The organism is Leptolyngbya sp. 7M, assembly GCF_018128485.1.
Genome location: NZ_CP070897.1, coordinates 3,070,542 through 3,086,391, shown reverse-complemented (window position 1 = coordinate 3,086,391; position 15,850 = coordinate 3,070,542). Strand labels below are relative to the sequence as shown.

The window sequence follows — 15,850 nt, the reverse complement described above, 5'->3', positions numbered from 1 at the left end:
GTTGAGCTGGGCGATGGCCCCTTCTACTCGTTTGCTTACTCTTTCAGTCGTTTCACCCTAGAGATATTATGACTATCGCTTCTTCTAACGGAATCAACGGTACATCCTCTCCTATGACACTTCCTGATGTAACAACTGACTCGTCTAATCTCGGCGCTAAAGTGCCGGTTCGTCCCGACCGCATCACCAAGCAAGGGCGTGAGGCTAAACCTCATCCGGTACCTGAAAATGCCAACGAGGAGCTAACAAACGCGGTTCGCACCATGTTGCTGAATGTGGGAGAAGATCCCGACCGGGAGGGGCTGTTGAAGACTCCTAAGCGAGTAGCAGAAGCGATGCGATTCCTCACCAGTGGCTATAACCAATCCCTAGAGGAATTGATCAACGGTGCGATTTTCGATGAAGGCCACAACGAAATGGTGCTGGTGCGCGATATTGATGTGTTCAGCCTCTGTGAACATCACATGTTGCCCTTTATGGGTAAGGCGCATGTAGCTTACATTCCCAATCAAAAAGTAGTTGGGTTGAGCAAACTGGCTCGAATTGTGGAAATGTACTCCCGTCGTTTGCAGGTGCAAGAGCGGCTCACGCGTCAAGTGGCCGAAGCAATTCCTGAAGGTGTTCGCTCCTGGAAAAAAAAGGTGTGGGAATACGCTGCCGAGATCGTTGCAGGACAGCAGCCGGATGAATTTGATGACTGGTAGAAAGAAGCGTTCAGGTTACGAAATTTTTCAGCATCGATGTGGTACGGGTGAACTTTTTGCTATGCGAGGGCATCCTATTGCGGAGATGAAGATGAATGTGAAGTTAGGTTTGATCGGAATGCGATCTTTTGTGAAGGCACTTTTTATCTTTATTTTCATTTCAGCACTAGCAGTTGAAGGCATTTCCCAGTCGCCTTCGCTCAGACCATTACAGCTCAACCAAACAGAGATCGATCGGATCCTCAAGAAAATGACCGAGAACGAAGGTCTATTCCGCGAGGCCCTAAGCAACTACGTATTTGATCGAAGCGCGACCATCCAAACAATAGGTATGGGGGGCCAGGTTACTGGTGTTTATCGTCGCGACTCTTTTATGACATTTTCCCAGGACGGGCGCCGCTTCGAGCGTATCACATATTTTCCTGTTCCAACGCTTACAGAAATATCAATTACACCCGAAGACATCGAAGACCTTGGCGGGGTAAATCCATTTGCTCTAGAGCCGAAAAATATTCCGTTTTACAAGTTCACATTCTTAGGCAAAGAAAAGATAGATGAATTAGATCTTTACGTGTTCGACGTCGAACCGAAGGTGATGCCTGACCCAAAGAGAGGGCAGCGGCTTTTCCTTGGACGGATATGGATAGATGATCAGGATCTGATGATCGTTAAGTCGAAGGGGAAAGGTGTTCCGGAAACAAAGAACAACAAGTATCCGGTGGTCGAAACTTGGCGCGATAATATCGACGGCAAATATTGGTTCCCGGTTCTCACGGTCGGAAATGATGAGCTTGTGTTCGGAAATGGCTATGCCGTGAAAATGCGATTGCGCGTCAAATATGAGAATTACAAACTTGGCCGAACAGATGTCCGTGTCATCGAAGATGAGGATTTTTCCGATGATCCCAAACCAAGTCCGACACCAAGTAAACCATAGGTGATCCGGTTTTCTGGCTGACCTCTTATTATCGTTCAAGCCCCCAATTAGTTTTTCAGCTGAAGTTCCCTTGCTATAGCTCCGCGAGTTTCAACGAGAATATCCATCAGTTCGCGTCCTGCGGTCTCAACAGGCGATAATAAAACCATCTCAATGATTCCCGGATATGCAACTCCCTGTTTCTTTCCCATCATCCAGTCAGTATTCCTGATCGCGACCGGGACGATCCTGGAATTTGTTTGCATCGCCAGATGAAATGCTCCCTTTTTGAAGGGCAGAAGTTCGCCGGGCATTGCCCGCGTCCCTTCAGCAAATACGCCGAACGAAGATCCGCTTTCCATTACCCTCCTCGCTTTTTCCATCGACTTCCTTGCCTTCTCCGGGTTCGATCTATCAATAGCAAAGATGTTCACATAGTGCATGCCTTGACCTAGTACAGGAACCTTTAATAGCTCTTTCTTGGCAACAAGCCCTATCTTTTTTCCGGTGTAGAAGAAAAGCGTCGCAGTATCTAAATATGATCTGTGGTTAGAAATGAATACAAACGATTCCTCGTCAGGAAGATGCTCAAGGCCGCTTACTTTGACCTTTGCTCCGCATGCCGAGAGCCAAAGGTCCCCACCCCACCGAGCGATGGGATATATCCACATTTTTTTGTTTATCAGTCCCAAAACTATCAATGAAGGGATGCCGACGATCAGCAGAAGCACTCCGGCGACGGCCCAACACCACCAATAGCGAAGTTTGCCTGAAAAGCGCGATTTGTTAGACTCGTGAACAGGAAACGTCAATTTCTTGTTCTCCCTTATCGCTAAGGCGGTCTCCGATTGCTCATGATCAAACATAATTCTTCGCTTGGCCGTAGGTCTCTACTATTCTCTTTAATTCTTTTCTGCGGAACGATTTTACTTGTTTCAGCTTCAATTGTCGCACAGCCGCCAAGTCCTCGCTCGGTATTAGGATTTACACCGGCTGATGACCGTACGATCGCCGATTGGACGCAGATACGCGATTACTTTACAAAACTCGATGCCGGTAGCGGAAAAGTAAAGGTGCAAGAATTCGGAAAAACAACGCTTGGCCGTCCCATGATAGTGGCGTTTATTTCTTCAGAGGAGAATATCAAGAACCTAGACCGTTACAGGGAAATGAATCAGAAACTTGCCGATCCGCGCCGAATCCCCGAAGGCGGCATCTATGATCAGGCCTCGACGATATTAGACAACGGCAAGACGATCGTATCAATTTCATGTTCGATCCATTCGAATGAGATCGTCGGTTCACAGATGTCGATGAACCTCGCTTACGAACTTGCGACCTCGGACGACGTCGAGACGAAAGAAATTTTAGAGAACACTATATTGCTGCTTATTCCGTCGTCGAATCCGGAGGGGATAGATATCGTTGCGAGTTGGTATCGAAAAACGCTCGGGACAAAGAGCGAGGGCACGGTCCCGCCCGAACTTTATCACCACTACGCCGGGCACGACAACAATCGCGATTGGTTTATGCTGAACCTAAAAGAAACACAGGCGATCACCAAACTTTATTGGCAGGAATGGTTTCCGCAGATAGTTTTCGACGTTCATCAAATGGGACAGACCGGGCCCAGATTCGTGATACCGCCGTTCTATGATCCGCCAAATCCACGCATCGCACCTTCTATCGTCCGTGAGGTCGGACTCATCGGTTACAAGATGGCCGCAGACCTTCAGGCTAAGAACATTAAGGGAATTGCGACGAACACGACGTTCGATATGTGGTGGCACGGCGGCTTTCGCTCGGCACCGTATTATCACAACTCGATCGGCATCTTGTCCGAAGCAGCGAGCGCCGAACTAATGTCTCCTGTAACGATCACAAAAGAGCAGTTGCAGCGGACGCGGCCGGCACGTGGGCTAAATTCACCGCTCGAGAATGTGATATCACATCCTGATCCATGGGAAGGCGGCGTGTGGAGTCCGGCAGATATCAACCAGATAGAGATAGTTGCGTCGCGCGCCCTTCTCCAAATGGCCGCAAAATTCCGCCGACGATATCTTGAGAATTTCTATCAATTGAACAAGAAGGATCTAATGCTTGACGGAAGCGTCCCGAAAGCATTTGTTCTGATCGCCGGACAGCCGAATACCGAAGCGATCAGTCGTTTCCTTGAAATACTGCGTTGGCAAGGGATCGAGGTCCACGAAATGACGCACGAACTTTGGGTGAAGCACTCTCCGGAAGAAGAGTTTCACGAAATTCCGCTCGGGAGCTTTTTGATATTTACGGACCAACCGCAGAAGCGAAATGTCCTAAGCCTCCTTTGAGAATGGCCTGAAAGAAGAGACCGCGGCCAATATATTAAAAGATAATACAGAAGGTGAGGATCTCCGTGTCCGTCAGGCGGCGGTGAATGCCTTGGGTTCACGTGCGGGAACGGTGGTTGTAATGGACGCGAAAAGCGGTCGTATAGTTACGATGGTCAACCAAGATTGGGCAGTTCGTCATGGCTTTAAGCCGTGTTCAACTATCAAGCTGGTTACCGGTGTTGCGGGTATAAACGAAGGGTTGATAAATGGAGATGGGCATTTGACCGGTAGCGGCGGGGGAATGGACCTGGACGACGCTCTCGCACGTTCTAATAACCCTTATTTCCAGCGTGTAGGTGCAAATCTTGGAAACGAGAAGATGATCGAATATGCTCGTCGTCTGGGCCTCGGTCAGCCTACGGGAATCAACGTTCCCGGTGAGAATCCGGGACGATTGCCGTTCGGGAACAATAACCCACGAATATATTCACATGCCGATGATTTTGAGGTAACGCCGCTCCAGCTTGCAGTAATGGTAACCGCAATAGCAAACGGCGGGGAACGGATCGTGCCGAAGATGTCGAATTCGAGAGTCGAGCGTGCCTCGCTCAAGCCGACCGTCAAAGGAAAGATCGAACTTCCGGATAGGAGTGTTCAAGGCGTTATCCCTGGAATGATCGGAGCCGCAGAATACGGAACGGCGCGTCGCGGTGTAGATGCCGGAATGGGCGTTGCCGGAAAAACAGGCTCCTGTATCGGGAAAGGCACATGGGTCGGGCTTTTTGCGTCCGTTGCGCCGGTCGAGGATCCCAAATATGCGGTGGTAGTTATTACCCGCGGTCAGGGTGAACGGGGCAGGATCGCAGCCGGGATAGCGGGGGAGGTCTATAAGGCTCTTGCAGGTGATATTTCCAGAGACCCGGTAAAAAGTCTGGCACTGAAACAGATACGAAACCGTCCGGTGAATCCGCTATTTTCAAACTCGGTAGCAGCAGTTGACGGTGATGAGGAGGATGAGGACGCTCCCGAGGCCGAAACTAAAATAGAAGAGGGGCGAAGGATAGTGGTTGCCGGTAGCAGCTCGCGACCCACAAATGCCACCGCAGATCCGAACAAAAAGACTGTCACAAAAACATCGCAATCAAAACCTGTTTTCCCGCCCGTTGTGATACCGTATAAGAAAGATGATGCGGCTGTAGATCAAAAGAAGCCTGCTCAAAATTCCCGACCGCGAGTGATCCCGAACGATCGATAGGTATTGTTTGGACAATTCCATACTCTGTAAGAGCCGCCTTACCGCCAATGCCGGAAGGCGGCTTTGGTTTTTGCAGGTCTTTGCCAGATATAGCTTGACACATTGACGCGAATTACGTGATTATTTAACTTTCCGATTTTTCCAGGATCGACCATTTTTGGCGCATCGGTGGGCCGGAAATGCTGCAACTATTTCATCGAGCGTTTCATCAGAAAGTTCACCCGACGTGCATATGCACGGGTGAGGAAGACGCAGAGGAATTTGCAGGTTTTACTATCAGGTTGGAGGAAGTTACAAAATGAGGAAATTTACGAAGGTTTTGGGTTTAGGGATGCTCTCTGCAGCATTCGTTCTGATGGGTTCGGGAATGGCCGTTGCTCAATGTGATGACGTTGAAGGCCAGACCGAACACTACACAAAATTTACGCAGAACTTCCAGGCAAAAGATCCGGACAAGCTCCAGATCGCTCTGGATTCAGGAAAGGTTTTTCTTGAAAAGTATGGCAATTGCGAAGACCTTAAACAGCAGGTCGATTACATCAAACCGTGGATCGAACGGCTAACGAAGCGAATACCTCAGCTCCGCAAGGAGATCGAGCTCGACAAGCTTTTTGGTGAATTCGATGCCGCGATTAAAGCCACGAATGCATCACAGGTCTATTCCGTTGGCAGAAAGATCCTTGAGATCGATCCGGGCAATGCGAACGTGATCATGGTAATGGGCGGCATCGGCTTGGATGAGGCGATAAAAGGTAATTTTGCAAACGTTGACGAATCCCTCCGCTATGCAAAAGTCGCTCTTGATTGTGCAAAGAACACTAGTTGTGAATTCACCAAGAAGCGTACTAATGGAGAACTCGAAGCCGGTGCATTTCATCTTTCTTTCACCCGTAAAGAGGCGGTTGATCAAATGACATACGTTCTTGGATACCTGCACTATCAAGGGAAGAAAGACAAGAAAGCTGCGTTGCCCTATTACTATGAGCTGATCCAAACCTCCGATCGGTTCAAGTCGGAGCCAGGTATCTATGCTTCTATCGCGTCCTACTATTCGGATGAAGCTCAAAGGATCGGTAAGGAGATCGAGCCTCTAGATGCAGAGCTTACACGGCTCCAAAAGGCAAATGAGAATCCTGAAAGGCAGAAAGAGCTTTACGATATGATCAGGCCAAAGGAAGCTTTATACAAGGCCTACGAGGAGCGTACCCTCGATGCTCTTGGCCGTGCTCACAAGTTCGCCAAGAACACAACGCCAGCGGAGAAACAGTATCGTGATAATCTCTACAGGACGATCCAGGAGATATACAAGAGCCGCTTTGAGAAGTCAGATGGCCTTGATAATTGGCTCACGACTGCTACTTCAAAGCCGATGCCAAATCCGCTTTCAGAGGTAACACCGGTCGAAGACGAAGCTGAAACGACAACTTCAGCAGCACCCGCCGGTGGTAATGGCACGACGGCCAATGTTTCGCGTCCATAGGTCATTGATTTTCCAACCTGATCGGTAAGGCCGATCGATCGAGAACCGGGCTCCGCTTTTGCGGCGTCCGGTTTTCTTTCGCCAACATTGGCGGATAGAATCAAATTGAACCTGATGAATGCCGCAAAACTTGAAAGCATTATTGGATACCGCTTCCGAAACATCGATCTTCTTGAGCGTGCGCTTACGCATCGTTCCTGGACACATGAAAACCGCCGTTCCGAATCAGATAATGAATCGCTAGAATTTCTCGGCGACTCTGTTCTCGGGCTTGCAATAGCTGAACATCTGTTCACAGAGTTTCCAGACGCCGCCGAGGGTGAGCTTACCCAAATGAAGCACAGGCTGGTAAGTATGCCGACCCTGGCTTCGATCGCATCGAGTATAGGCTTGGGTGATTTCATTGGCCTAGGCCGCGGCGAGGAAGCCTCAGGCGGACGTGAGAAGCCCGCTATTCTCGCGGATGCGCTGGAAGCCGTAATAGGTGCGGTATTCATCGACGGCGGTTATATTGAAGCCAGAAGCTTTATTGTCCGTCTATTCCGCCCGGAGCTGAAGCGTATCGCACCCGATCGTGTTGCTGACCATAAATCCAGACTTCAGGAATTGCTCGACAGGAAGTGACGAAGCCAGATAAATCGGATTGACACAGAATTCTGAACAGACTTCTCCCGTCTACTGCCGTTGAAACACTACCGAAAGATTATTGGCCGGCATCGCGTAGGTTTGGACGAACGCAAGCTGATGGTCTTTGGCAACGGCAATCACATCTTCTAGGTTGCGCACACCCCATTGCGGATCTCGCGCTCGTAGGCTTTGGTCGAAGGCCGCGTTGCTGGGAGCTGTATGTTCACCACTTTGCATGAACGGGCCATACAGATAGAGAATGCCGCCCGCTGGCAAAATCCGCTGGGCACCGGCCATCAAGCCTAAACAGGCGGACCAGGGAGCGATGTGAATCATATTGATTGCGACAATTGCTCGGATGGGTGCTCGGTTGAGGTCAAGGTTAGCCAGTGACTCTGGTAAGTTGGGCTGCTCGACGCTCCAAACTGCGTCATGCACATCGAGCGCAATTGGCCCAAACAGGTGAGGCGCTGGAAAATGGTTCTGCCATGCGACAATGCTGGCTCGTGCCTCTGGGTTGGGATCAGAAGTAATCCAATTGCGAGGAGCAAGGCGAGGGGCAAAAAAGACCGCATGTTCGCCGGTGCCGCTGGCAATTTCTAGTACGGTGGCTGGCACAGTAGCTGGCGGTAACACCTGGAGCAGCACATTTAGGATCGGCTCGCGGTTGCGCTCTGTGGCGGGTGCATATTGTCTGGCGTCAAGATTCATGCAACGTCTATCAAACCCTATCGAAGTTGATTGAAAGCAGGAGTCTATTCTCTATTGTCGGTCAGAAGATGTCTACTCAATCAGGAGCCAATCGATTCTAGATAATTTAATAGGACATTCCGAAATGGCAAAATGCTCGTATATTGCTGCATCTCTGATGGCATCTGCCGAAGTATAGCGGCTAAATTACCTGCCACAGTCGGATAGGCAACGATTTCAACCAACGGATAAATAGAGGTGCGAATTGTAAATAGAATGCCATCGCTGACCGATAAGCGACGTGGCGTTTGGCGCTCTATACGCAACCAAAGCTGCTCACCAGCATTTTGAGCAGTAATAAGTACCTCGGCATAATTAAAAACCAGGTTCAAAACCCTGCGCCGCCCGCTGCGCCGCCCGCGCAGGGTTTTGGGTTTTATGTTTAATTATGCTCACCTACTTAGTCAGATGAATCAAAGCAGAATTTTTGGTTGAACGAATGGTAGGAGATAGGGATAAAGCTGCTCGATCGCAAAGCTGTCAGTAGAAGGACGGTCCATTGAGGTAGCTGGAGTTGGCATCGTGTCTTCTCACCCAGGCTGTTGGAATCTACTTTCGCCAGCTTAATCCACTCATTCCACAGCAATGCTCCTGTCTCTCCAATCCATTCACCACCCTACAGCTCCGTATGAATCTGCCATTCTCGTAGTGCATTAGCAATTCCAGCTTTCAGGTCAGCGGGCACTGCATCTGAAGCTAGTAAGGTTTGCAGACGGTCATAGGCTCCGTGCGCGGCAAGTTGCTTCAGCGCCGCAATCACATGAAACTGCACGCTCGTGTTGGCATCACTCAGCATAGAAATCAAAGCATCAATAGCACTAGCATCCTGGAGCTGACCTAAACTGAGGGCAATTTGCTGCTTGCCGGAGGAAATTTGGGAGATTGGATGAGCGGTATGAAGTAGACTCAGCAGAATTTCCAACGCCATCGAGCGCGACTCGGGTGATTCCACTCGCCCTAAAACCGCCACAATTTCTTGAGCCAAAATCAGCGAATCTGAGCCAGAAGATGCAGTTTGGATTAGGTAAGTCTTCAGTGGCCGCAAGGCTAGGGCCGAATCGATCCAGGCCAAGGCACGCGCTACTTCCATTTGCAGCTCAACTGGGGTATGGGGCGACTGCAAGACCCGATCCAACACGTGAATTGCCGCTTCTGTGCCGATTCGTCCCAGCGCGATTGCTGTTTGCCGACAGACTTCCAGATTCAGGTCCCACAGCAGCGGAGTTAAATGCTCGACTAACTCAACTGGCGATTCTGCCTCAGCCTGAATGCCTAAGGCAACGACGGCAGCGCGTCGCACGGGCACATTCGGATCGCGTAAGGCCGCCACTAGCATAGCTGTGATTGCCGAACTGCGAAAGTGACTCAGTGCTTCCATGGCTGCTGCCCGCACCTGCGGATTGACATCCTCCATCACACTGAGTAAGGCAGGAATGGCATTTGGATGCTGAATTTGAGCCAACGCCTGCACCGCAATCAAGCGACTAGAGGGCCGAGCCAGTAGCTCGCTCAGGGGTGGGATCGCCGCCGGTCCGATTGTGGCCAAGGTCATCGCCGCCATCGTCAGCGTTTCGGTGTCGTCAGTTGTGAACAAAATTTCAACCAACGCACTAATAGCCAACGGATGCTGAAACTGTCCTAGAATCCGAGCGATAAACCAAAGCAATTGCCAATCGTCATCGTCATCATCATCGTCGTCATCATCGGAAGAATCACCCCCTGCTTGGACCTGTTGCAGCAGTTCTAGTAAAGGTAAAATCGCCGCTTCTCCAAAGGTCGGAATTAGTTTAGCAGCCTCCCAACGACTCTGAAAATCTCCGGTTTGTAGGCTATGCAACACGGCTGTCAGCGATGCCGAACATTCAATGCTTGCAGGGATGCCTGATGGCATATCCGCAGCTGTATTCGCTGGTTTGTCTATATGCGTTAGTTTATTCATCGATGTGGAATTAATCAGAGGCCAGTCCGAAGAAAATTGGGCGTCTATTGGGTATCTATCGGGTGTTTATCGGGCATCTCTACCGGGCATTTATGGGGCATCCATATGCTGCCACTGCTGCATGACGCTGCATGATGCTACACCCAATTGCAGAGGTCTGCTCACAGCTGAGTCTACTTTGATCTCACCTCTAAAACCACCCCAAGTCAGACAAGCTTGAGTGAAAAGCGAGGACTTTATGCAGTTTTTGCATGTTGAAACGTCAAGATATTCATAGTTATTAATATTTGGTAGTTTTAGATACGAAATTCCCCTATTTCAGCTTGGCCTATTTTGCTGAAGCGAAAAGCAGCAGCACTATCCGAATTCAGTCTGCGCAGCAGAGCATTTTGTCTACAAGTTTCCCAGGCCGGAGCTAATTCGGTTGAGAGAATCGAGTTGCAGTGCCTTCGAGCTATGTCGATAAAGTTTAGCCGGAACAGCCATAGTTTGCTGAGAGCTGCTGAAACGCAAAACTATTTTTAATAATTTCTTCCAATTTGCATTTGGAAAATCGCTAGTCTAACTACAGAAATTAAGTGGGTATCCAGCCATATTTCTACATCTAACTTACATTACAGCGTTCACAAATTGGTCCAGATTTCATCGTGTGTGATGAACCAATTGCAGCTCTCGATGTCTCAGTTCAAGCCCAGGTGATTAACCTCATGCAGGCATTACAGCAGCAGTTTGGATTAACCTATTTGTTCATTGCCCATGACTTGAGCGTAATTCGCCACATTTCCGATCGCATTGCCGTGATGTATCTGGGAAAAATTGTTGAGTTGGCGAATCGAGATACTTTGTACAATGATCCTCTCCATCCCTACACTCAAGCTCTGCTGTCTGCCGTGCCAATTCCCGATCCCGATCTAGAGGCAACCCGTCAGCGCATTGTTTTACAAGGAGATCTGCCTAGCCCAACCAATCCGCCCCAAGGCTGCCGCTTTCATACCCGTTGCCCAATGGCCATTGACCGCTGTCGGCAAGAGCCAGAACCGCTATTTAAAGATACTGGAGGCCGACATTATGTGGCCTGTCATTTGGTTGATGACCAAAAATAAAATTCGGTATGGTAAAAAATTCACCATACCGAAGACTAAGTCGTCTCCTTAATCACAGCCGTTCTAGAGAAGGATTAGATTAAGGTTTGAGTAGAGGACTGAAATTCAAAAACTGGATTCAAGGAACTGAGTGAAAGTAAGTACCATATTGTAAGCCAGGGAACAAATAATTCAATTGAATAAATAAGATCCAGACTGCTACGAAAGTGAGAATGGCTATCACTGGAGCCATAGTGAGATACTTGAGTAGATACTGCATAATGCTGACTCCTGAATAGTAAACACAGAAATTGGAGCTGAAGAATTAGGCTCAGTAGATTGGTTCATGTGCTGCATTTTTGCCTTACTCGCAAGTAAATTGCAAAGCGGGCAGGCTTTAGCGTGGAGAAACCGAAAGTGACTCATCATCGGCCACTAGCTCTCCACTGAAGAATTCCTTGAGGGCAAACATAGGCCAAAGCAGTCCCTGGCTCAAAGCTTGAATTGCCAAAGGAATACTGATGAAAATTTCTAGCACCTCTGGATTTTTGGCCTTGTTGGATGCACGTAAATAGGCTCGACCTGACCAGCCAATAAATCCGGCTACATAGAGGAAAATCCCAATCGGAATCGCGACATCTACAGCCCGATCCAGCCGGTCGAGGGGCAAGTGGGGCAAGCCATCAGGGCCACACAGCAATTCTGAAGAGTAAATCTCGAAGGGGCGGGTGTAGTAGTAGTTGTCGGGGGCGCTGTTTTGGCGCTTTTGGAATGTCGGAGAATCCTTACAAGGAATCAAGGTGGTATTCATAGCCACTGCGTTAGGAACAGTGCTAAACCAAATAATTAGGACGAAGATCGGTATCAATAAAATACGCAGCAGACGCATCATCAGTTCTCCTTCTATTTCTCCTGTTAATGGAATTGGCGTCAGGTTTCCTGCTCGCCAGTTTCCTGGTCAACGTTTTCCCGCTCAATCCACAGAAACACCAGCGCGAAGACGGGAAATGGCAAGATATAAAATATCAACGGAATCATGATCCAAGGTAGCCATGCCCCAGCATAGGCACCAGTAAGTTCAGTTAAATTGGTTTCCATCGTTATGCCTCACTTGAGTTTGATGATTGATAGTCAGTAGATCGCAAATCTTGTTGAGATCCCCCCTACCCCCCTTATAAAAGGGGGGAACTGTGCAACCCTGGTTTGAAGTCCCCCTTCATCTACGCCGAAGGCGCATCCCCACATAGATTTAGGGGGATTGTGCTATCACACGCTGCGCGAACGAACCCAAGTCTAGTGACCAAAATAAATTCATTTCCGATCTACTGATAATTCAGTGACGGTGATGTATTACTACTTAGTAACGCATCAGTGCTCAGCTTAATCCCAACCAAGGGAATAGCACCTGACTGACATTGACACCACCGCGCAGAATCGAATCGAGGTCGCTGAAGTTTTCTAGCAGCAGATAGGCAAAAACCGCACCACCCATCGAGCCAAGCAGCACCCCACTACCAAGCTGAAACCAGTCTTCTTTTTTGCGCAGTGGCCTCAGATCATCCTTAGAATGGGAGTTATAGGCTCCTCTCGGATCGCCCTGAAATGTGGCTAGCGCGAAAATAGAAATTCCTAGACAGGCTGAAACGGTAATGTAGATTGCAGTAATCAAACCACTTAGATTTGCGCCATGGGCAGTTTCCCGCAGCGGACCAACTACCACTTCAGGTCCAACCAAAAAATAGCCATGCGCCATGCCAATCTCTAGCCCGCGCATAAAGGGAGATAGTCCCGGACGGTAGGCCGGTAAGTTGCGCAAGTAGGCTTTGACAAGGGGAGAGTCATTGATTGGAGTGGAAAGATTGGCTCGCCAGATATCGCGGTGATCCGGCTGGATCGGATCATCACCTGCATAGGCAGCAGCAGGAGAAGAGACTTGAGTAGCCATGTTACTTGACCTGTTGAATATTCAAATGAATCAAATGATGAAGTTTTTTGAACTGAATACGGAAAAGCGTATTAACCACTAAGAGGGATGATTGGGGGAAAGTCCTGATCACTACTTCTTGACCAGGACTCCTGAGACGAGGAGAGTCTCAAGCTTTAGAGGGTTTGAGTTTGAAGAGGTCAGTTAATCATGTCTTCCAACTCAAAACTCAAAACTTAAATGAGTGGCGTTGCTAGCCAAACTGACTCGCCGTGGAAGCAATTAGGAAGGCTCCGTAGGTGGCAATATAGCCGACCGTAAAGTGAGTCAAGCCGACTAAACGAGCCTGAACGATAGAGAGCGCCACAGGTTTGTCTTTGGGATAGCCAAAGGACAAGGGTGTATTTTCATGCGCCCACATCAGCGTTTCAATCAGCTCTTGCCAATAGCCCCGCCAGGTAATCAGGAACATAAAGCTAACAGCCCAAGCCAAATGGCCAAACAGGAACATCCAGGACCAGACGGCTAAGGCATTCATGCCATAGGGGTTGTAGCCGTTAATCAACTGGGCCGAATTCAGCCAGAGGTAGTCGCGGAACCAGCCCATCAGATAGGTGGAGCTTTCGTTGAACTGCGCTACATTGCCCTGCCAGATGGTGAGATGCTTCCAGTGCCAGTAGAAAGTCACCCAGCCGAGCGTATTCAGCATCCAGAACATGGCGAGATAAAATGAATCCCAGGCTGAGATATCGCAGGTGCCGCCGCGTCCAGGTCCGTCACAGGGGAAGGAATAGCCGAAGTCTTTCTTGTCGGGCATCAGTTTGGAGCCACGGGCATCCAGTGCACCTTTGACGAGGATCAGGGTTGTGACATGTAATCCCAAGGCAATCGCATGGTGGACGTAGAAATCGCCAGGGCCAATCGTCAGGAAAAGCGAGTTGGTGCCGGTGTTGATCGCATCTAACCAGCCGGGTTAAGAAATAAACCTCTGCCTTCGATCCAGTTTTTGCAAACAGTTTCAAACCTCAGAGCTTGCAGTCTCTTCTGCCAACACAACTTGCTGATAGCTACCTGATTTGACAACTTGCCCTTTTTCGAGGGCATAAATGCGAGTGCAATGCTTGATCGTTGAAAGACGGTGAGCAATAATAATCATTGTCTTTACACCACTCAATGACTTGATCGCCTCAGTCACTAAACTTTCGGTCTCATTATCCAAAGCAGCCGTTGCCTCGTCGAACACTAAAATTTCTCGTTCATGATAGAGGGCGCGAGCGATTCCAACTCGTTGACGTTGTCCTCCAGATAAGAGAACCCCTCGCTCGCCTACCACCGTTTTAATTCCGTCGGGAAGTTGCTCAACTAGCTCGGACAATTGTGCAGACTGAATCGCCTTTTCCAACTTAATTGGATCGATCAAGTGATCTGGGACACCAAAAGCAATGTTTCGCTCTAAAGTTTCATCCGTTAAAAAAATGGATTGAGGCACATACCCAATTATATTCTGCCAGAGTCGTAAGTTGGTGTATATGGAATTACCATCTACTTGAATATCTCCGCCTTCGGGAGTGAGTAAACCAAGGATGACATCAACCAAGGTTGTCTTGCCAGCACCAGACCTACCAATTAGACCAATAGATTCTCCCTTGCGAATTGTCAGGTTAACGTTATCCAGAGATTTGCGCTGAGAATTTGGATAGGTATAAGACACATTGTCCAAAGTAATCGAATTTTGAAACGATAAGGTCTGCTTCTCAAGCTTTGAATCTATTAAGTGGTGCTTCCTTAAATCTCTATCTGGAGCCTCCAGTTCTTTTAGATCCAAATACAACTTATCTAAGGTATAGGAACTGTACTTAATGTTTGTGACTACACCTAGCAAACCTGAAGCTGCTGGGAGTAAACGAATTGACGCTAGAGCAAAGATACCTAATACTGAACTCAAATTTTGCGAATTTCCTTGATTCATTAGGATGAAAGCGAATGTGAAGAGAATCAAGAAAGTAATTAAAAATGCCTCAATTATATAGCGTGGTAAAGTTTGCAAGGCGACGGCTAAGCTGACACTACGGCCATATCTCATCGCTTGTTCCTCAAGTCGCTTCTCAAAGGTTTCTCCACAACCAATAACCGTGGTTTCCTTGATGCCGCCTAATCCCTGATTAATCATTCGAATCATTTCTGAGCGAGACTCAGAAACTTCTTTGCCTAGATAAGAAAACTTTTCCCTAGTGCCGCGATAAACTAGAATACTTATCAGCAGAATGCCGGCAATAGTGAAAGTAGCTGCTGCATTTGTGATGACTAGCAAGATCACCAGAGCACAGATGACAGCGACATTCGAAACAGCATTCAGCAAGGGCATCATTAAACCATTTGCAAATCGGTCTGCTTCATTGACAATGTTTTGAATCAGAATTGCGCTGTTGCGACTGAGGTGAAATGTATAGGGTGCAGCCAAATAGGTCCGCATCAACCGACATGACAATTCAGCCTGCTGATTGAAGCCAAACTCAAAGATATATTTTTGAGTGCTGAAACTCAAAAACGTTTTCAGGTAGAACAAAGCAATAACAGCCGTTCCTGTAACCCAAATCATCTGAGACGGTGAGCTAAGATTTAAAGTCTCATAGATTGTACGAAGCCAAGGATTCTCCAGAGCAGATTCAGGATTTGTTGCCAACGTCATGAACGGACCAATCATACCTGTTCCAAATGCTTCCAGAAACGAAACAAATAGAAAAAGTCCCATTAAGATGACTAATTCTTTTCGCTTTCCCTGTAAAACGTACAACGCACGACGTAGAAATTCAATCATTAGTGATATTTCAATTAAACAACCTACTTAACCATCTCGTTCT

At 48.3% G+C, this 15,850-nt stretch carries 15 protein-coding genes and 2 pseudogenes; 7 read left to right on the top strand and 10 right to left on the bottom strand.

The features are described 5' to 3' along the window. The first annotated feature begins 68 nt into the window (after window positions 1-68). A complete protein-coding gene (gene folE, locus JVX88_RS15205; RefSeq protein ID WP_263975543.1) occupies window positions 69-704 on the top strand; it encodes a GTP cyclohydrolase I FolE in 636 nt (211 codons plus the stop codon). Continuing rightward, window positions 694-1,641: a hypothetical protein gene (locus tag JVX88_RS15200; RefSeq protein WP_211628150.1), complete on the top strand. Its 948-nt coding sequence runs from the start codon at window positions 694-696 to the stop codon at window positions 1,639-1,641. The genes folE and JVX88_RS15200 overlap by 11 nt, the downstream gene beginning before the upstream one ends. Window positions 1,642-1,688: 47 nt before the next feature. Here the strand turns inward: JVX88_RS15200 and JVX88_RS15195 are convergent, their stop codons facing one another. After that, window positions 1,689-2,486, bottom strand: coding sequence for a lysophospholipid acyltransferase family protein (locus JVX88_RS15195; protein ID WP_211628149.1), 798 nt, complete (start codon window positions 2,484-2,486; stop codon window positions 1,689-1,691). Here JVX88_RS15195 and JVX88_RS15190 point away from each other — a divergent pair. The 4 genes from JVX88_RS15190 to rnc all read left to right on the top strand — a co-directional run bounded on the left by JVX88_RS15190 (window position 2,475) and on the right by rnc (window position 7,291). Next, window positions 2,475-3,950: a M14 metallopeptidase family protein gene (locus JVX88_RS15190; protein WP_211628148.1), complete on the top strand. Its 1,476-nt coding sequence runs from the start codon at window positions 2,475-2,477 to the stop codon at window positions 3,948-3,950. The genes JVX88_RS15195 and JVX88_RS15190 overlap by 12 nt on opposite strands. Window positions 3,951-4,041: 91 nt before the next feature. After that, a complete protein-coding gene (locus tag JVX88_RS15185) occupies window positions 4,042-5,187 on the top strand; it encodes a penicillin-binding transpeptidase domain-containing protein (RefSeq protein ID WP_211628147.1) in 1,146 nt (381 codons plus the stop codon). A 298-nt stretch (window positions 5,188-5,485) separates the two neighbouring features. After that, on the top strand, window positions 5,486-6,667 hold the full coding sequence (locus tag JVX88_RS15180; protein ID WP_211628146.1) for a hypothetical protein: 1,182 nt from the start codon (window positions 5,486-5,488) through the stop codon (window positions 6,665-6,667). 114 nt (window positions 6,668-6,781) lie between these two features. After that, entirely contained in the window at window positions 6,782-7,291 is a 510-nt protein-coding gene (gene rnc / locus JVX88_RS15175) for a ribonuclease III (protein WP_211628145.1), read from the top strand. 51 nt (window positions 7,292-7,342) lie between these two features. Here the strand turns inward: rnc and JVX88_RS15170 are convergent, their stop codons facing one another. The 3 genes from JVX88_RS15170 to JVX88_RS15160 form a co-directional block, all read right to left on the bottom strand. Continuing rightward, entirely contained in the window at window positions 7,343-8,005 is a 663-nt protein-coding gene (locus JVX88_RS15170) for a DUF938 domain-containing protein (RefSeq protein WP_211628144.1), read from the bottom strand. An 80-nt stretch (window positions 8,006-8,085) separates the two neighbouring features. Beyond that, window positions 8,086-8,376 carry a heme-dependent oxidative N-demethylase subunit alpha family protein gene (locus tag JVX88_RS15165; protein ID WP_211628143.1) on the bottom strand — a complete coding sequence of 97 codons (291 nt, stop codon included), beginning with the start codon at window positions 8,374-8,376 and terminating at the stop codon, window positions 8,086-8,088. Between the two features lie 284 nt (window positions 8,377-8,660). Beyond that, window positions 8,661-9,983 (bottom strand): HEAT repeat domain-containing protein, encoded by a 1,323-nt coding sequence (locus JVX88_RS15160; protein WP_211628142.1) that lies wholly within the window; start codon window positions 9,981-9,983, stop codon window positions 8,661-8,663. A 629-nt stretch (window positions 9,984-10,612) separates the two neighbouring features. Between JVX88_RS15160 and JVX88_RS15155 the strand changes: the two are divergent. After that, window positions 10,613-11,086 (top strand): annotated as a pseudogene (locus JVX88_RS15155) (oligopeptide/dipeptide ABC transporter ATP-binding protein); the annotation flags it as partial. Window positions 11,087-11,204: 118 nt separating this feature from the next. On the opposite strand, the gene JVX88_RS15150 reads toward JVX88_RS15155, so the two are convergent. From JVX88_RS15150 to JVX88_RS15125, 6 genes and pseudogenes are all read right to left on the bottom strand, one after another. Further along, window positions 11,205-11,345 (bottom strand): photosystem I reaction center subunit IX, encoded by a 141-nt coding sequence (locus JVX88_RS15150; RefSeq protein ID WP_211628141.1) that lies wholly within the window; start codon window positions 11,343-11,345, stop codon window positions 11,205-11,207. Window positions 11,346-11,462: 117 nt separating this feature from the next. After that, on the bottom strand, window positions 11,463-11,957 hold the full coding sequence (locus JVX88_RS15145) for a Photosystem I reaction center subunit III (protein WP_263975542.1): 495 nt from the start codon (window positions 11,955-11,957) through the stop codon (window positions 11,463-11,465). A 38-nt stretch (window positions 11,958-11,995) separates the two neighbouring features. After that, a complete protein-coding gene (gene psaI / locus JVX88_RS15140) occupies window positions 11,996-12,163 on the bottom strand; it encodes a photosystem I reaction center subunit VIII (protein WP_211628140.1) in 168 nt (55 codons plus the stop codon). 277 nt (window positions 12,164-12,440) lie between these two features. Beyond that, window positions 12,441-13,010 (bottom strand): photosystem I reaction center subunit XI, encoded by a 570-nt coding sequence (locus JVX88_RS15135; protein WP_211628139.1) that lies wholly within the window; start codon window positions 13,008-13,010, stop codon window positions 12,441-12,443. 232 nt (window positions 13,011-13,242) lie between these two features. After that, window positions 13,243-13,962, bottom strand: a pseudogene (gene psaB, locus JVX88_RS15130) (photosystem I chlorophyll a apoprotein A2); the annotation flags it as partial. A gap of 45 nt (window positions 13,963-14,007) precedes the next feature. Further along, window positions 14,008-15,807, bottom strand: coding sequence for an ABC transporter ATP-binding protein (locus JVX88_RS15125; protein ID WP_211628138.1), 1,800 nt, complete (start codon window positions 15,805-15,807; stop codon window positions 14,008-14,010). Between the last annotated feature and the right edge of the window lie 43 nt (window positions 15,808-15,850).